This window comes from Knoellia koreensis (assembly GCF_013041615.1).
Taxonomy (GTDB): Bacteria; Actinomycetota; Actinomycetes; order Actinomycetales; family Dermatophilaceae; genus Pedococcus; species Pedococcus koreensis.
This window is the reverse complement of the sequence record NZ_JABEPQ010000003.1, coordinates 94,287-109,950: the sequence shown is the minus strand read 5'-3', so window position 1 is coordinate 109,950 and position 15,664 is coordinate 94,287. Positions and strand designations below refer to the sequence as shown.

General features: G+C 70.3%; 17 protein-coding genes. 8 read left to right on the top strand and 9 right to left on the bottom strand.

Features of this window, described 5'->3' with window-relative positions; all coding sequences use genetic code 11:
* Together xdhC and HJG52_RS14075 are read left to right on the top strand one after the other, a co-directional pair.
* Window positions 1-819: a xanthine dehydrogenase accessory protein XdhC gene (xdhC, locus tag HJG52_RS14080; protein ID WP_171244262.1), complete on the top strand. Its 819-nt coding sequence runs from the start codon at window positions 1-3 to the stop codon at window positions 817-819.
* Window positions 816-2,126, top strand: coding sequence for a guanine deaminase (locus HJG52_RS14075; protein WP_171244261.1), 1,311 nt, complete (start codon window positions 816-818; stop codon window positions 2,124-2,126). The genes xdhC and HJG52_RS14075 overlap by 4 nt, the downstream gene beginning before the upstream one ends.
* Window positions 2,127-2,144: 18 nt before the next feature.
* Here HJG52_RS14075 and aceB read toward each other — a convergent pair whose 3' ends face one another.
* The gene (gene aceB / locus HJG52_RS14070) at window positions 2,145-3,761 is read right to left on the bottom strand and encodes a malate synthase A (RefSeq protein WP_171244260.1); all 1,617 of its coding nucleotides are present in this window, start codon (window positions 3,759-3,761) and stop codon (window positions 2,145-2,147) included.
* A 121-nt stretch (window positions 3,762-3,882) separates the two neighbouring features.
* On the opposite strand from aceB, the gene HJG52_RS14065 reads away from it, so the two are divergent.
* The 3 genes from HJG52_RS14065 (at window position 3,883) to HJG52_RS14055 (ending at window position 6,222) form a co-directional block, all read left to right on the top strand.
* Entirely contained in the window at window positions 3,883-4,662 is a 780-nt protein-coding gene (locus tag HJG52_RS14065) for an IclR family transcriptional regulator (RefSeq protein WP_171244259.1), read from the top strand.
* Window positions 4,663-4,745: 83 nt separating this feature from the next.
* The gene (locus HJG52_RS14060; RefSeq protein WP_171244258.1) at window positions 4,746-5,564 is read left to right on the top strand and encodes a glycerophosphodiester phosphodiesterase family protein; all 819 of its coding nucleotides are present in this window, start codon (window positions 4,746-4,748) and stop codon (window positions 5,562-5,564) included.
* A gap of 115 nt (window positions 5,565-5,679) precedes the next feature.
* Window positions 5,680-6,222 carry a hypothetical protein gene (locus HJG52_RS14055; protein ID WP_171244257.1) on the top strand — a complete coding sequence of 181 codons (543 nt, stop codon included), beginning with the start codon at window positions 5,680-5,682 and terminating at the stop codon, window positions 6,220-6,222.
* A 127-nt stretch (window positions 6,223-6,349) separates the two neighbouring features.
* Here the strand turns inward: HJG52_RS14055 and HJG52_RS14050 are convergent, their stop codons facing one another.
* Window positions 6,350-6,958 carry a GNAT family N-acetyltransferase gene (locus tag HJG52_RS14050; protein ID WP_240978052.1) on the bottom strand — a complete coding sequence of 203 codons (609 nt, stop codon included), beginning with the start codon at window positions 6,956-6,958 and terminating at the stop codon, window positions 6,350-6,352.
* A 10-nt stretch (window positions 6,959-6,968) separates the two neighbouring features.
* Entirely contained in the window at window positions 6,969-8,924 is a 1,956-nt protein-coding gene (gene acs, locus HJG52_RS14045; RefSeq protein ID WP_171244256.1) for an acetate--CoA ligase, read from the bottom strand.
* Window positions 8,925-9,106: 182 nt separating this feature from the next.
* Here acs and HJG52_RS14040 point away from each other — a divergent pair, with 182 nt between their 5' ends.
* Window positions 9,107-9,940 (top strand): hypothetical protein, encoded by an 834-nt coding sequence (locus HJG52_RS14040; RefSeq protein ID WP_171244255.1) that lies wholly within the window; start codon window positions 9,107-9,109, stop codon window positions 9,938-9,940.
* Window positions 9,941-9,955: 15 nt separating this feature from the next.
* Here HJG52_RS14040 and HJG52_RS14035 read toward each other — a convergent pair whose 3' ends face one another.
* The 3 genes from HJG52_RS14035 to HJG52_RS14025 form a co-directional block, all read right to left on the bottom strand.
* The gene (locus tag HJG52_RS14035) at window positions 9,956-10,522 is read right to left on the bottom strand and encodes an AMIN-like domain-containing (lipo)protein (protein ID WP_171244254.1); all 567 of its coding nucleotides are present in this window, start codon (window positions 10,520-10,522) and stop codon (window positions 9,956-9,958) included.
* A 185-nt stretch (window positions 10,523-10,707) separates the two neighbouring features.
* Complete coding sequence (locus HJG52_RS14030) at window positions 10,708-12,351, bottom strand: solute symporter family protein (protein WP_171244253.1); 1,644 nt, start codon at window positions 12,349-12,351, stop codon at window positions 10,708-10,710.
* Complete coding sequence (locus tag HJG52_RS14025; protein WP_171244252.1) at window positions 12,351-12,689, bottom strand: DUF485 domain-containing protein; 339 nt, start codon at window positions 12,687-12,689, stop codon at window positions 12,351-12,353. The genes HJG52_RS14030 and HJG52_RS14025 overlap by 1 nt, the downstream gene beginning before the upstream one ends.
* Window positions 12,690-12,913: 224 nt before the next feature.
* Here HJG52_RS14025 and HJG52_RS14020 point away from each other — a divergent pair, with 224 nt between their 5' ends.
* Together HJG52_RS14020 and HJG52_RS14015 are read left to right on the top strand one after the other, a co-directional pair.
* Window positions 12,914-13,120: a ribbon-helix-helix domain-containing protein gene (locus HJG52_RS14020; protein ID WP_171244251.1), complete on the top strand. Its 207-nt coding sequence runs from the start codon at window positions 12,914-12,916 to the stop codon at window positions 13,118-13,120.
* Complete coding sequence (locus HJG52_RS14015; protein ID WP_171244250.1) at window positions 13,120-13,491, top strand: type II toxin-antitoxin system death-on-curing family toxin; 372 nt, start codon at window positions 13,120-13,122, stop codon at window positions 13,489-13,491. The genes HJG52_RS14020 and HJG52_RS14015 overlap by 1 nt, the downstream gene beginning before the upstream one ends.
* On the opposite strand, the gene HJG52_RS14010 is transcribed toward HJG52_RS14015, so the two are convergent.
* Genes HJG52_RS14010 through HJG52_RS21715 form a run of 3 tightly spaced genes read right to left on the bottom strand, consistent with a single transcriptional unit; the run spans window position 13,443 to window position 15,598 of the window.
* Complete coding sequence (locus tag HJG52_RS14010) at window positions 13,443-15,023, bottom strand: sodium:solute symporter family transporter (RefSeq protein WP_171244249.1); 1,581 nt, start codon at window positions 15,021-15,023, stop codon at window positions 13,443-13,445. The two genes, HJG52_RS14015 and HJG52_RS14010, sit on opposite strands and share 49 nt — an antisense overlap.
* Window positions 15,020-15,412, bottom strand: a complete 393-nt coding sequence (locus HJG52_RS14005) for a hypothetical protein (protein WP_171244248.1) — start codon at window positions 15,410-15,412, stop codon at window positions 15,020-15,022. The genes HJG52_RS14010 and HJG52_RS14005 overlap by 4 nt, the downstream gene beginning before the upstream one ends.
* A 21-nt stretch (window positions 15,413-15,433) precedes the next feature.
* A complete protein-coding gene (locus HJG52_RS21715; RefSeq protein ID WP_346767750.1) occupies window positions 15,434-15,598 on the bottom strand; it encodes a LytTR family transcriptional regulator DNA-binding domain-containing protein in 165 nt (54 codons plus the stop codon).
* Window positions 15,599-15,664: the final 66 nt, after the last annotated feature.

The following is a 15,664-nucleotide window of genomic DNA, read 5'->3' as shown; positions in this document are numbered from 1 at the left end:
ATGCGCTGGATCACCGCTGTCGAGCGGCTGCGCGAGCGACGTGAGCCGGGCGTCCTCGTGACGCTGGTGTCCGTCCGCGGGCACTCGCCCCGTGAGGCCGGGGCCAAGATGGTCGTGTCGGCCGACGCGACCTGGGGCAGCGTCGGCGGCGGCAACCTCGAGGCGACCGCGGTCGATCGCGCGCGGAGGCTGCTCGAGAGCGGCTCGGCCGACCCCGTCGACCTCGAGCTCGCGCTCAACGACAAGGCGCCTGCCGAGCACGGGCAGCAGTGCTGCGGTGGTGAGGTGCGGCTGCTTCTCGAGCCCCTGCGCGTCGTGCCGGCCGTCGCCATCTTCGGCATGGGTCATGTCGGCCTCGAGCTCGCCCGTGTGCTCGCCCGCCACGACGTCGAGCTCCACCTCGTTGACTCTCGCGCCGACCAGCTCGGCCGCGACCGGCTCGGAGTGCTCGACGACGCGGTCGCCGGCATCCACGTCCACCACGCCCCCGTCCCCGAGCTCGTCCTCGGCCAGGTGCCCGCCGGCACCCACGTGCTCGTCATGACCCACGACCACGCGGAGGACGCAGCGCTCTGCGACGCCGCACTCCGGTGTGGCCACCTCGGGTCGATCGGGCTGATCGGGTCGAGTGCAAAGTGGCGCCGCTTTGAGAAACGCCTTGCGGCAGAAGGACATTCGCCCGAGGTGTTGAACCGGATCCAGACCCCCATCGGCCTCTCCGACATCGCGGGCAAGAAACCCGCGACCATCGCCGTGGCCGTCGCCGCCGACCTGCTGCGCGTGTTCCAGACCGAGTCCGCACCCGAGGTCTCGCGATGACGCTCTTTCGCGCGCGGGTCATGGACACGCCCGCCGACCCGTTCACGGGCGGTGAGCTCCGGTCCGACGACGACTGCGGCATCCTCGTCCAGGGCGGTCTGATCGCTGCCCGCGGCCCGTTCGAGACGGTGCGTGCCGCCAACCCCGACGAGCCGGTGCTCGACCTGCGTGACGGCATCGTCCTGCCCGGCCTCGTCGACACCCACGTGCACTTCCCGCAGGTGCGCGTCATCGGCGGGCTCGGCATGCCGCTGCTCGACTGGCTCGACCAGTGCGCCCTCCCCGAGGAGGTGCGGATGGGCGAGGTCGACTACGCCCGCGGGGTCGCGCGCGACTTCGTCACCGGCCTCGTCGACTCTGGCACCACCACCGCACTCGTCTTCGGCTCGCACTTCGCGTCGGCCGTCGACGTGATGTTCGAGGCCGCCGACCGGTGGGGCCTGCGCGTCACCACCGGCCTCGTCACCTCCGACCGCATCCTGCCCGAGCCGCTGCTCACCACGCCCGAGCGTGCCCTCAAGGAGCAGGCCGAGCTCGCCGCCCGCTGGCACGGCAAGGGCCGCCTTCGGTATGCCGTGACGCCGCGCTTCTCGTTGTCCGCCAGCGAGGCGATCCTCGAGTCCTGTGGCCAGACGTTCACGGAGGTCGACGGGGCGTTCTTCACCTCGCACGTCAACGAGAACCTCCGCGAGGTGCAGGAGGTGCGCGACCTCTTCGGTGGATCCTCCTATGTCGACACCTACGACAAGTTCGGCCTGCTGACCGAGCGGTCCGTCCTCGCCCATGACGTCCACCCCACTGACGCCGAGCTCGCGACCCTGGCCACGCGGCATACCTCGGTCGCCCACTGCCCCACGTCGAACTCCGCACTCGGGTCCGGACTCTTCCCCCTGCGCCGGCACCACGAGGCGGGCGTCCACGTTGCCATGGGATCGGATGTCGGTGCGGGGACAGGCTTTTCGATGCTCAAGGAGGGGCTGCAGGCCTACTTCATGCAGCGTCTTCTCGGCGACGAAGGCCTGCCGCTGACGTCGACCCACCTGCTGTGGCTGTGCACGTCGGCGGGCGCCCAGGCGCTCGGGCTCGGCGACGAGGTCGGTGACCTGTCGGTGGGCAAGGCGTTCGACGCGATCTGGCTGCTGCCCGAGGCCGGCGACCCGTTGGCTGTCGGCCTCGGCAACGCCAAGTCACCCGAGGATGCGCTTTCGAAGGTGTTCGCGCTCGGCACCAGCTCGGACATCGGTGGCGTGTGGGTCGGCGGTGACCAGATCGCCGCCGGCCGCTGGCGCATGCCGCCCAGCCACTGACCGACTACGCCGAGGCGATCAGGCGCGTTCGGCGCGCAGCACCTCTTCGTAGGCCGGCAGAGTCAGGAAGTCGGGGAAGTCGGGGTCGATCGCGCACTCCACGAACAGCTTTCGCGCCGTCTCCAACGACTCGCGCGCGGTCTGGTTGTCGCCCGCCTCGGCCAGCAACGCGGCATACGCCTCGTCCACGACCTGGTCGACGAGCTCGCGGGTGACGGTCTCACCCGACGACAGGGTGGCGCTCGAGTTGAGCCACTGCCAGATCTGGCTGCGTGAGATCTCGGCGGTCGCGGCGTCCTCCATCAGGTTGTGGATCGCCGCGGCGCCGTTGCCCGCGAGCCACGCCTGCAGGTAGCGGATGCCCACGTCGACGTTGCCGCGCAGTCCGTCGAGCGTGCGCTCGCCGGGCGTCGCGCCCGCGTCGAGCAGGTCCTCGGCTTCGACGTCGACATCCTCACGCAACACGTCGAGCTGGTTGGGGCGGTCCCCGAGCACCGAGGTGAAGACCTCCTTGCACAGCTCGACCATGCCCGGGTGCGCGACCCACGACCCGTCGAAACCGGCCTTGGCCTCACGCTCCTTGTCGGCGCGCACCTTGGCGAACGCCGCCTCGTTGGCCGCCTCGTCCTTGCTCGGGATGAACGCCGCCATGCCGCCGATCGCGAATGCTCCCCGGCGGTGGCAGGTGGACACGAGCAGGTCGGAGTAGGCCTTCATCATGGGCGCGTTCATCGTCACCGCGTTGCGGTCGGGCAGCGTGAACTGCGGCCCGGAGTCCCTGAAGTACTTGATGATCGAGAACAGGTAGTCCCAGCGCCCGGCGTTCAGCCCGGCCGCGTGGTCGCGCAGCTCGTAGAGGATCTCCTCCATCTCGAACGCCGCCGGGATCGTCTCGATCAGCACCGTCGCGCGCACCGTGCCCGGCGCGATGCCGAGCCGCTCCTCGGCATACGTGAAGACGTCGTTCCAGAGCCGCGCCTCGAGGTGGCTCTCCATCTTGGGCAGGTAGAAGTAGGGGCCGCTGCCGCGCTCAAGCAGCTCGGCGGCGTTGTGGAAGAAGTAGAGCCCGAAGTCGACGAGCGCGCCGACGAGCGGCGTGCCGTCGAGGGTGAGGTGGGCCTCGTCGAAGTGCCAGCCGCGGGGGCGGGGGACGATGACGGGTATGCCGTTCGGGTCCTTGAGGGCGTAGTGCTTGCCCTCGGGGGTGGTGAGCTCGATGGTGCGGCGGACGGCGTCGTAGAGGTTGACCTGACCGCCGATCACGTTGTCCCAGTGGGGAGTGTTGGCGTCCTCGAGGTCGGCGAGCCAGACCTTGGCGCCGGAGTTGAGGGCGTTGATCGCCATCTTGCGGGTGGTCGGTCCAGTGATCTCGACCCGCCGGTCCTGGAAGTCGGCGGGCGCCGGCGCGACCTGCCACTCACTGCCGCGCACCTTTGCCGTTTCGGCGAGGAAGTCGAGCCGGCCCGTGCGGGAGACCTCGGCGCGACGGGTGCGGCGCGCCTCGAGCAGCTCGTCGCGGGTCGACCCGAACCGCTGCTGGAGCTCGCCTAGGAACGCCAGCGCCTCCGGCGTGAGGATCTCCTCGCTGCGCTCCACGTCGTGCGGGGCGTCCACGGTCACGGTCGGGTCAGGCATGTCGTCCTCGGATCGGTGGTCGGATGTCGGCGGGGCGGTCGCGGAAGTGCGCTCCGCGTGGCTACGATAGTTCCATGATACGGAATTGTCTTCTCATTCGTAATCCCGGACGGGGAGATATATGAGCGCCGAGGCCAACGCAGCCGCCGGGCGCACCGGTGGCGTCCAGTCGCTCGAGCGGGCGTTCATGCTGCTCGAGACGATGGCCGACGCGGGCGGTGTCATCAGCCTGTCGCAGCTCGCGTCCGACGCCCAGCTGCCGCTGCCGACGATCCACCGGCTGATCCGGACGTTGGTCGACCTTGGCTACGTCCGGCAGGAGGCGTCGCGTCAGTACTCGTTGGGGCCCAGGCTGATTCGCCTCGGCGAGACCACCTCGCGGATGGTCGGGCGCTGGGCCCGCCCGCAGATGGAGGCGCTGGCCCGCGAGCTCGGTGAGTCGGTCAACCTCGCCATGCTCGACGGCGACCAGGTCGTCTATGTCGGCCAGGTCATGGCCTCGCAGAACTCGATGCGCATGTTCACCGAGGTCGGGCGTCGCGTCCTGCCGCACTCGACCGGCGTGGGCAAGGCCGTCCTCGCCGAGATGGACCCGGCCGAGGTGCGGGCGATCGTCGAGCGCACCGGTATGCCGGCCCGCACCGAGCACACCATCACCACGCCCGACGCGCTGGCCAAGGAGCTGGCGACCACCCGCAAGCGTGGCTACGCGCTCGACGAGGGCGAGCAGGAGGTAGGGGTCCGCTGCGTCGCGGTCGCGGTGCCGGACGTGCCGCAACAGCTCGCCCTGTCGGTGAGCGGTCCGCTGCCGCGCATGACCGACGACTTCATCGAGCGCGCGGTCGGACCGCTGCACAAGGCTGCGGCGGCGATTGCCGCGCAGCTGCGAGCTGGGGACTAACAATCGGGGCACCTCACGTGAACTGTCCGTGATGCCAGCGGCTTTCGTCGTCCGGCGAGTTGCCGGACGGGCACGCTGGTGCCATGGCCTACGGAGCGCAGACCGAGCCGCTGGCCCTCGCCCACCGCGGCGGGGCGGCGCTCGCGCCCGAGAACACCCTCGCGGCGTTCGGCCGGTCGGTGGCCCTGGGCTACCGCTACCTCGAGACCGACGTCCGCCTCACCGCTGACGGACAGTTGGTCTGCTTCCACGACGCCACGCTCGACCGGGTGACCGGCCTGCGAGGGCCCGTGCGGCGGCATACCCTCGCCTCGCTGCGTCGCACGCGGGTCGGCGGCGAGCCGGTTGCGACGTTGCGTGAGGCCCTCGAGGCGTTCCCCGGGGCCAACTTCACGGTCGACCTCAAGGACCGCGACGCCATAGCCCCGTTGGCTGACCTGTTGCAGGACCCTGGCTTTCGCGACCGGGTCTGTGTCGCGGGGGCTTGGGACGGCTGGCTCGCCGAGCTGCGGGGTCACGCGCCGGGCGTGCGCACGGCCCTGGGGTGGCGGTCCCTGACCGCGCTCATCACCTCTGCGCGGGCCGGTATGCCGTGTGCCCGCCGGTTCGCGACCGCCGAGTTCGCGCACGTGCCGTTGCGACTGGGGCGGTTCCCGGTGTTCGTCGAGCGGCTGGTGGCAGGCGCGCACCGCATCGGCGTGCGCGTCATCGTGTGGACCGTCGACGACCCGGTTGAGATCACCCGCCTGCTCGATGCCGGTGTCGACGGCATCATCACCGACCGGCCGGACGTGCTGCGCGAGGTACTCGTGTCCCGCGACCAATGGCTCCCGATGACCACCGGCACCCGGCCACTACCACCGGACCATGAGGTCGACGGACGACCACGGTCACTGACCTGAGACCCGGTTCGTGCTCAGCGGTGGCTGGACCACGCCGACCTTGGTCGTCCGCCCACGTCTGGCTCCCCGCGACGCACCTGCACAACCAGGGTTCACGCCGTGGAAGTCTTGGGGCGTGACCGACGATGGCAACCGATGGGGGCAGCACGCGGTCGCTCCACCCTCGCTCGACGACGCAGTGCTGGTCGTCCGGGCACAACGACATCTCTTGTGGCGCGCGGCGCTGCCGTCAGGCGTGATCGGCCTGGTGCTCTGGTGGGCCGGAGTGAACTCAGACAAGCCGTTGCCCGGGTTGGTGTCCGGTGGGGTGTTGCTCGTACTTTCGTTGCTCCGTGTCGCGTTCTGGGACAGGGGAATGGCTGCCCGCTCGATCGTGAGCACACCGACCCACCTGGTGCTGTGTCAGCACGGGCGCCCACGGCGATGGATACGTTGGTCGGCAATCCAGCGCCTTACAGTGACACGGTCGACGCTCCTGCCGGAATGGTCGCGGAACGGGGCGTGGTTCGAAGCCTTTCCCACGCCCGCACTGAACATAGAGCCGCCAATGGCCATCGTGGGAGGCCTTGGACCGATGCTGATATCGAGGCGAGCTTCGGCATCGTCGGCAGCCAGTGTTCGCGCCGTGGCCGTCGAGCACGGCATTCCCTTTGACTGAGGGCGAACAGGCCTGCGCGGCCTCGGTGGACGGACGACCACGATCGCTGACCTGAGGCCCTGTTCGTGCTCAGCGGTGGCTGGACCACGCCGACCGTGGTCGTCCGCCCGCGTCTGGTGCCGAGACCTCAGAGCCGGCGGCCGAGGAACAGGGCGTCGGCTGAGCTGTCGTCGAGCACCGTGAACCCCATCCGCTCGTAGAACCCGATGGCGTTCGTGTTCGCCCGGCCGACCCCCAGGTGCACGCCTGGCGACCCGGCTGCGGCCAGCCGTGCGAAGAGCCCCTCGAGCAGGCGCCGCCCCCAGCCGCCGCCCTGCCACTTCGGCAGCAGGTCGATGTGCAGGTGCGACGGGTGCTCGGCGACCACGTGGTCCGGCGCCACCGGGGGGTCGTGGATCAGGGCGATGACGCGCGCGTCGCGCGCGCCCTCAGGAGCCGACCCCGCGGCATACCGCCGCCGCAACGCCGGCCACCACTCACGCTCGCACCGCGCCTCGAAGACGCGCGTGTCCAACGCGCCCAGCACGTAGCCGCCGACGCCCGAGCCGTCGTCGAGCACCGCTGCCAGCGACGGCTCGAACTCGACGTACGGGCCGACCCAGACCTCGCCGGGAAGTCTCCCGTCGGCATACAACGATGTCGCGTCGCCGCCGCTGTCGCCGGTGCGCAGGCACACGTCGTAGAGCGCGTCCCGGTCACCGGCGACATACGGCCGCAACGGATTTGGGTCCAACAACAGAGCCGGCTCAGTCGTCCTTGCCCGAGCTCATGCCGTCCTTGATGAGGTTCATCACCGAGTCGTCGGCGAGGGTCGTGACGTCACCGACCTCGCGGTTCTCGGCGACGTCGCGCAGCAGGCGGCGCATGATCTTCCCGGAGCGGGTCTTGGGCAGCTCGGGCACGACCATGATCGAGCGCGGCTTGGCGATCGGGCCGATCTCCTTGGCCACGTGGTTGCGCAGCTCCTGCACCGTGTCGTCGCCGTGGTCCTCGGCGCCGCCACGCAGGATGACGAACGCCACCACGGCCTGACCGGTCGTCTCGTCCGACGCACCGACGACGGCGGCCTCCGCCACCGTCGGGTGCGACACCAGCGCCGACTCGATCTCCGCGGTGGAGAGCCGGTGGCCCGAGACGTTCATGACGTCGTCGACCCGGCCGAGCAACCAGATGTTGCCCTTCTCGTCGTACTTCGCGCCGTCGCCGGCGAAGTAGTACTTGTCGCCGAACCGGCTCCAGTACGTCTCCTTGTAGCGCTCCGGGTCACCCCAGATGCCGCGCAGCATCGACGGCCACGGCTTGGTCAGCACGAGGTAGCCGACGGCCTCCGGGTCGTGCAGCGGCTGCCCCTCGTCGTCGAGGATCTCGGCGCTGATGCCGGGGATCGGCTTCTGTGCCGAGCCGGGCTCGAGGTCGGTGACGCCCGGCAGCGGGCTGATCATGATCGCGCCCGTCTCGGTCTGCCACCAGGTGTCGACGATGGGTGCCTTGTCGCCGCCGATGTTCTTGCGGTACCACAGCCACGCCTCGGGGTTGATCGGCTCACCGACCGACCCGAGCACCCGCAGCGACGACAGGTTGTACTTCGCCGGGATGTCGTCGCCCCACTTCATGAACGTGCGGATCGCGGTGGGCGCGGTGTAGAGGATCGTCACGCCGTACTTCTCCACGATCTCCCACCAACGACCCTGGTGCGGCGTGTCCGGCGTGCCCTCGTAGATCACCTGGGTCGCGCCGTTGGCCAGCGGCCCGTAGACGATGTAGGAGTGCCCGGTCACCCAGCCGATGTCGGCGGTGCACCAGTAGACGTCGGTCTCAGGGTGCAGGTCGTGCACGACGGAGTTGGTGTAGGCGCACTGCGTCAGGTAGCCGCCCGTCGTGTGGAAGATGCCCTTGGGTTTACCGGTCGTGCCGGAGGTGTAGAGGATGAACAGCGGGTGCTCGCTGTCGTGCGGGTATGCCGTGTGCTCGTCGCTCGCGGTGTCGACGACGTCGTGCCACCAGACGTCGCGCCCCTCCTTCATCTCCACGTCACCCTTGGTGCGCTGGACGACGAGGACCTTCTCGACCGGGTTGTCGCCGCTGTCGAGCGCCGCATCGACGGCCGCCTTCAGCGGTGCCGCCTTGCCGCGCCGGAACTGCCCGTCCGCCGTCACCACGACACGCGCCTCGGCATCGGCGATCCGGGTGCGCAGCGCGTCCGCCGAGAACCCGCCGAAGACCACCGAGTGCGGCGCACCGATCCGCGCGCAGGCAAGCATCGTCGCGACGGCCTCCGGGATCATCGGCAGGTAGATCGCGACCCGGTCACCCTTGGCGACACCCAGTGACTCCAACGCGTTGGCGGCCTTGGCCACGTCCTTCTGCAAGTCGGCATACGTGATGGTGCGGGTGTCCCCGCCCTCGCCCTCGAAGTGGATGGCGACGCGGTCGCCGTTGCCGGCCTCGACGTGCCGGTCGACGCAGTTGTATGCCGCGTTGAGCTCGCCGCCGACGTACCACTTCGCGAACGGCGCGTCGCTCCAGTCGAGCGTCTGGTCGAAGTCCTTGGCCCAGGTGATCCGGTCGCGCGCCTGCTTGGCCCAGAACTCCTCGTGCTCGGTGGATGCCTCGTCGTAGAGCTCCGCCTTGCCGTTGGCCTGGGCAGCGAACTCGGGGCTCGGCGCGAATGACTGGGACACGGATGGACCTCCTGGCGGCATCGGCAAGGCGCGCTCGGCAGCGAGACGCGCTGGTGGTTAACAGCCAACCCCCTTCGGGGTCGGCCTTCAAGGTGAGCGGGCGGGTGCGTCGACCGGCGGACGGCCCGCAGAGACGGGCGGTTGCCGGGATCGGCCGACGCGGACCGGCGACAGGGGCGGCGCCGAAGGCTACTCTCGGGTAGGTGAGCCCCAGCACCACCAAGTCAGGCGCCTCGGCCGCGTCCAGCAGCGCCGCCGAGGCGGCACCCGAGTCGACCCCGACCGTGCTATCCCTGCTCCGTCGAGGGTGGCCCCCACTGGCGATCTTCCTCGCGGCCGTGCTGTGGTGGCCGGCCGGGTTCTGGGGGCGCGACGACTGGCTGCGCCTGCCCATCAGCGTGCCCACGGCGGACGTCCTGCTGCTCGGGTCGCTCGCCGCCGCGGCCGTCACCGGGCTGCTCGTGCGCTCGCCGTGGCCCCGGTTCGCGATCGTCGCCGGCTTCCCCGTGCTCGCCTGGCTCACGAGCTCGCCTGCGGTGACCGACAGCCGCGGCCGGGCGATCGTCATCACCGCCCTCGTGGTCGGCGCCATCATCGGCACATGGCTCGGTGAGCGGGGTGCGCGCGCCACCACGGCCACGGCCGGCACCCTCGCCGTCGTCGCCGGCCTCACACCCGCGACCTGGCCGCACGGTGCCCTCGCCGCCGTGGCCCTCGCGCTCCCGTTCACCGTGGCCAGCTGGCAGCGGGTGGCGCCCACGGTGATCGGCCTGCTGCGCGTCGTCGCCACCTACCTGGTGGCTGGTCTTCTCGCGGCCGCGGTCGACCAGGGCTGGAACGCGGTTCCGGCCCGGTCGGGTGGCCCGTCCTTTCGCGAACAGCTCCGTGCCTTCTTCACCCGGGCGTGGGACCACCTGCAGGCCCACGCCGGCGACGTCACCACAGACTTGCTGGGTGACGTCGCCTCCTGGCTGTGGCTGACGGTGGTCGTCGCCATCGTCATCGTTGTCGTGCGGGTGGCGCGCAGCCGCCGCTGACCACCACCCCGCTCATCACCACCGGTGGGCGACGTCGACCACGAGCCGGGTGCCCGTGGCGTCCTGGATCGTGAACGCGCGGAACGGAAGTCGTGCCCGCACGCCGACGCCGAACGTCGTCTGGCCCTCGAACGACCCGGCATTCGCGACCTGACGGAACGTCGTCCACCCGGTCACCGGCACCACCTCACGGGGGTTCGCCGGCCGGTATGCCGCCTGGCCGGTTGCCGTGGTCACCGGCGCCTTCACCACGAGCTGCAATCGGGCGCCACCGCGCAACGGGACGACCGTGCCGGCGCCTTCGGTGCGGACCGCGTCGACGTAGCGGACCGAGTAGCCGGGCGCCCGGCCACGCAGGTCGATGACCAGCCGGTCGTAGCACGCGTGGCGTCCGGCGCGGACACCCGTGACCGGGCCGGCGACCATGGGTGCGGCGCTCTTGGGGGTGGAGCCCCACCGGATGCCGCAGGACGACGCGGCGTCGGCAGAGGTGGTGGCGGCAGCGACGGGGAGCACCCCGGCCGCCAGTGCGACGACGAGCGAGCGGATGGCCGCTTTGGGACGAATTGCGTTGGTGTTCATGGTGTCCTCCTTCCCGGACACCACGTTGACGCGAGGCTGGGCACCTGGGTTGACACGACGGCATACCGACGAGTCGCCGAAGGCGGCAGACCTGGGGGCCTGAACGGCCCGGAGACGACACAGTGCCGCGTCCCCTCTGCGGGGACGCGGCACCGTGGTTCGGTGAGGCGTTCGTGCATCCCCTGCTAGTGCGCGACCGCCTTCTCCGCCCCGTGACCGGTCAGCGACCGGACCTCCATCTCGGCGAACTTCGCCGCGTTGTACTCCTTGCTCGTCACGGTCCCGATCCAGCCGAGCAGGAACCCGATCGGGATCGAGATGATCCCGGGGTTGTCGAGCGGGAACCAGTGGAAGTCGACGCCCTGCAGCATCGACAGCGACTTCCCGGTGGCCGGGTCGACGGGCTTGCCGGACACCACGGGGCTGAAGATGATCAGCACCAGGGCGGTGGCGAGGCCGCCGTAGATCGACCACAGGGCGCCGCGGGTGTTGAACCGCTTCCAGAACAACGAGTAGAGGATCGTCGGCAGGTTCGCGCTGGCCGCGATGGCGAACGCGAGGGCGACGAGGAACGCGATGTTCTGGCCGTTGGCGATGATGCCGCCGACGATGGCGACCAGCCCGATCACGACCGCGGTGATCCGCGCGACCCGCACCTCGTCGGCCTGGGACGCCTTACCCTCCTTGACCACCGAGTTGTAGATGTCGTGCGACAGGCTGGCGCTGGCCGTGATGGTCAGGCCCGCCACGACGGCGAGGATCGTCGCGAAGGCGACGGCGGAGATGATGCCGAGCAGCAGGGTGCCACCCAGCTCGAACGCCAACAGTGGCGCCGCCGAGTTGGCCTTTCCGGGTGCCGCGGCGATGGCCTTCGGCCCGACGAGCCAGGCCGCGCCGTAGCCGAGGACGAGGGTGAACAGGTAGAAGATGCCGATCAGCCAGATGGCCCACACGACGGACCTGCGGGCCTCCTTGGACGAGGGCACCGTGTAGAACCGCATCAGCACGTGCGGCAGGCCGGCGGTGCCGAGCACCAGGGCCAGCGACAGCGAGATGAAGTCCAGCTTCGTCGTGCCGGTCTTGCCGTACTGGAGACCGGGGTCGAGCACGGGCTTGCCACCCGAGGCCGTCACCGCATCGCCCAGCAGGGCACTGAGGTTCACGCCCGCCTTGCCGAGCACCCACAGGAACATCACCGCGGCGCCAATGATGAGCAGCACCGCCTTGATGATCTGCACCCAGGTGGTGCCCTTCATGCCGCCGATGAGCACGTAGGCGATCATCAGCACGCCGACGACGGCGATGACCAGCGACTGCCCGCTCTTGCTCTCGATGCCGAGCAGGAGAGCGACGAGGCCGCCGGCACCGGCCATCTGGGCCAGCAGGTAGAAGAAGCAGACCGCGAGCGTCGAGATCGCCGCCGCCATCCGCACCGGGCGCTGCTTGAGCCGGAACGACAGGACGTCGGCCATCGTGAACTTGCCCGAGTTGCGCAGCAGCTCCGCGACGAGCAGGAGCGCGACGAGCCAGGCCACGAGGAAGCCGATGGAGTAGAGGAAGCCGTCGTAGCCGTTGAGGGCGATGGCGCCGGCGATGCCGAGGAAGCTTGCCGCCGACAGGTAGTCACCGGCGATGGCGATGCCGTTCTGCCGGCCGGTGAAGGCGCGGCCGCCGGCGTAGAAGTCAGCAGCGCTGCGGTTGTTGCGGGAAGCGCGGATGACGATCGCCAGCGTGATCACGACGAAGATGCCGAAGATGGTGATGTTGAGCGCCGGGCTGCCGACGTCGGTGGCGGCCGGGACGAGCGTGGGGGCCAGGTTTGCTGCCATCAGTCGTCCACCCCCTGCGACTCGAGTTTGGCGTGCAACGCCTCCGCGCGCGGGTCGAACTCACGGTCGGCCCACCGGGCGTAGAGCATCGTGATGACGAACGTCGACACGAACTGGCCGAGGCCGAAGATCAGGCCGACGTTGATGTTGCCGAAGACCTTGGTCGACATGAAGTCGTGCGCGTAGGTCGACAGCAGCACGTAGAGGAAGTACCACGCCAGGAACAGCGCGGTCATGGGGAAGACGAACCTGCGGAACCGGCTTCGCAGCTCGGCGAACTCCGTCGAGCTCTGCAGCTCGACGTATGGGTCGCGGTCCGTGCGAGCGTCGTTGCTCACGTCGGGCACCTCCGGGGATGAGGGGACGGGCCAAGCAGGCGGCGGGTGGACCCGCTGCCGCCAGTCACTGTCGTGCGTGGTGGGCCGCAGGGGCAGGTATGCCGCGCGGGTGCGCGCCGTACGGCGGCGCCGCTCGGCGGGTGGTGACCGTCGGTGCGCCGAGCGGTCGCTGTGCCGCGCCGAACGGCCGAGCTCGTCCGGTATCACGGTGATACCATCGACGCATGGCACTCACTCTGCGCACCGACAGCGAGCTCGAGGCAGCCCTGGACGCCCTGGTCAAGGCGGAGGGCACCTCTCGGCAGGAGGTCATCCGTCGTGCCGTGATCGATCGGCACGAGCAGATGGTCCACGTCGAGATCGTGGGTGAGAGCAGCTCCCGCCTGCGCGAGAAGTGGGCCGATGTCCTCGACCGCCTCGGCACGGTCTGATGGCGCAGGTCCGCTACCTCACGCTCGAGGACCTGCTGACCCTCACCCGTGACCTCGGCGCCGGCCCGGTGCGTGACATCGGCCTGCTGGATGCGGCCGCAGCCCGCCCACGGTCCAGCGTCTTCGGCGAAGACGCCTACCCCGACCTGCACACCAAGGCGGCCGCCCTGCTGCACTCGATCGTGCGCAACCACGCGCTCGTCGACGGCAACAAGCGCCTTGGCTGGCTCACTTGGGTGGTCTTCCTCGACGTCAACGGCGTCGACGTCGACCTCTCCGACGACGACGCCTTCGACCTCGTGATGGCGGTGGCCGAGGGCCGTTACGACCTGCCGGAGATCGTCGAGCGGTTGCGCGGCGGCGCGGGCTGATCCGCACGGCCTTCGAGGGCGAGGTCCTCGGGGGAGTGCAGCCGCACCAGGGTGCGGCTGGTGTTGCGGGGGATCCGGCCGGGGGTCGCGAGCGACACGACGACGGCGGTGGCGAAGGCGATCGGCACCGTCCAGGCGGCCGGCTGACCCAAGAGCGCGCCCGGCCAGCCGTCGATCGGCCCGGCCAGCACCGTGGCCGCGACCGCGATCGCAGCCAGCAACCCGCCCACGACCAGCCCGGCCCCCGCACCAACCGTCGACAGCCCACGCCACCACGCACCGAGGACGAGCAGCGGGCAGAACGTCGAGGCCGCCACGGCGAACGCGAGGCTCACCATGGTCGCGAGGCCGACGGGCTCGACGACGAGCGACACGGCATACGGGACGAGCACTGCAGGCACGGAGGCGAGCCGAAAGCCCTGGACGGCCGTCGCGTCCTGCGCCGTCAGCCGCGCGAGCCAGCCACGCAGGACGTCCTGGTCGAGGACTCCGGCAACCGAGATGGTGAGGCCGGACGCAGTCGAGAGGAATGCCGCGAAGGCGCCACCGGCGAGCACGGCTGAGAGGATGTCGCCGAGCGTGCCCCCGGCCATGAGCCCCGGGAGGCTCAGCATCACCGTGTCCGGGGCGGTGCCGTGGGGCAGCTCGGGCAGGTAGGTGCGACCGAGGAAGCCGTAGACCGGCGGGAACAGGTAGAAGGTGCCGAGCAGGGCGATGACGGTGAGGGTCGTGCGCCGAGCCGCCCGCCCGTCGGGGTTGGTGTAGAAGCGGACGAGGACGTGCGGCAGGCCCATCGTGCCGAGGGCGAGGGCGAGCAGCAGGCTGTAGGTGGCGTAGACCGGATGTCCTTGTCCTCCAAGGCCATGCAACGGCTGCGCCCACCCGGGGTCGGTCGTCAGGACGGCCGGACCGGGCGCGCCGTCACCGGCCCAGAAGGCCAGCAGCACGAACGCCGGCACGGCGATCGCCGTCAGCTTGAGCCAGTACTGCACGGCCTGCACCAGGGTGATCGACCGCATCCCACCGGCGGCGACGTTGGCGACGACGACGGCCGCGACGACGAGCCCGCCGAGCCAGGACGGGGAGCCGGTGACCGCCCGCAGCGCCAACCCTGCGCCCTGGAGCTGCGGCAGCAGGTAGAGCCAGCCGATGCCCACCACGAGGAACGAGCACATGCGCCGGATCGCGCGTGACTCGAGCCGTGCCTCGGCGAAGTCGGCCAGGGTGTAGGCGCCGGAGCGGCGTAGTGGTGCGGCAACCAGGACCAGCAGCACGACGTAGCCCACGGTGTATCCCACCGGGAACCAGAGCATGTCGAGGCCGCCGGTGTAGATGAGTCCGGCGATGCCGAGAAAGCTTGCAGCAGAAAGGTATTCGCCGCCGATGGCGCTCGCGTTTCGGTACGGCGTGACGGTGCGCCCGGCCACGTAGAAGTCACTCGTCGTGCGGGACAGGCGCAGGCCGAAAGCGCCGACGGCGAGGGTGAGCACGCAGACGATGACGATCGCGACGAGACCGTATGCCGTGTTCACGGGCTGCGCTCCACGGCTCGGCTGAACTCCGCCTCGATCCGCTCGGACGCCCGGACGTAGAAGCGCGAGACGACCAGGGCCACCGGGTAGACGACGACCGCCAGCACCAGCCATGCCAGCGGCACCCCGGCGATGGTCAGCACTCGCGTGGCCGGTACGAGCAGGAACAGCAGTGGCAGCCCGCCCAGTCCGACGGCGCCGAACGCGAGCACCTGCAAACCCAGTCGCAGCTGGGCGCCCATCAGCCCGGACAGGTAGACCTCACCGAGGGTGCTCTGTTCGTCGAGATCGCGGGTGAGTGGCCGGACCGCGCGCCGTGTCGGTGCGTCGCGGCGGGTGGAGGTCACCCGGACCCGCGCGGGCGGCGACTCCTGCGGGCTGTCACTCATGGCCGCTCGATCACCCGTGGCTCACGACCGCGGGGCGGCGCGCAGCAGCCGGTCGCGCAGCTCGCGGGTGTGGCGCCGGCTCACCTGGAGCTCGACGTCGTCGAGGACGACGGTGCACCGCCCGTGCTCCATCCGGACCTCTTTGACGTGACCCAGCGAGACCAGCGTGCTGCGGTGGATCCGCACGAATCCCGCTGCGGCCCAACGCTCCTCGAGGGTCGACAGGGGGTGCGCACGAGGTGGGAACCCTTG

Excerpts from the sequence above, each read along its gene's own strand:
- xdhC (WP_171244262.1), top strand. The coding sequence starts at position 1 with ATGCGCTGGATCACCGCTGTCGAGCGGCTGCGCGAGCGACGTGAGCCG.
- HJG52_RS14075 (WP_171244261.1), top strand. The coding sequence starts at position 816 with ATGACGCTCTTTCGCGCGCGGGTCATGGACACGCCCGCCGACCCGTTC.
- aceB (WP_171244260.1), bottom strand. The coding sequence starts at position 3,761 with ATGCCTGACCCGACCGTGACCGTGGACGCCCCGCACGACGTGGAGCGC.
- HJG52_RS14065 (WP_171244259.1), top strand. The coding sequence starts at position 3,883 with ATGAGCGCCGAGGCCAACGCAGCCGCCGGGCGCACCGGTGGCGTCCAG.
- HJG52_RS14060 (WP_171244258.1), top strand. The coding sequence starts at position 4,746 with ATGGCCTACGGAGCGCAGACCGAGCCGCTGGCCCTCGCCCACCGCGGC.
- acs (WP_171244256.1), bottom strand. The coding sequence starts at position 8,924 with ATGCCGCCAGGAGGTCCATCCGTGTCCCAGTCATTCGCGCCGAGCCCC.
- HJG52_RS14035 (WP_171244254.1), bottom strand. The coding sequence starts at position 10,522 with ATGAACACCAACGCAATTCGTCCCAAAGCGGCCATCCGCTCGCTCGTC.
- HJG52_RS14030 (WP_171244253.1), bottom strand. The coding sequence starts at position 12,351 with ATGGCAGCAAACCTGGCCCCCACGCTCGTCCCGGCCGCCACCGACGTC.
- HJG52_RS14020 (WP_171244251.1), top strand. The coding sequence starts at position 12,914 with ATGGCACTCACTCTGCGCACCGACAGCGAGCTCGAGGCAGCCCTGGAC.
- HJG52_RS14015 (WP_171244250.1), top strand. The coding sequence starts at position 13,120 with ATGGCGCAGGTCCGCTACCTCACGCTCGAGGACCTGCTGACCCTCACC.
- HJG52_RS14005 (WP_171244248.1), bottom strand. The coding sequence starts at position 15,412 with ATGAGTGACAGCCCGCAGGAGTCGCCGCCCGCGCGGGTCCGGGTGACC.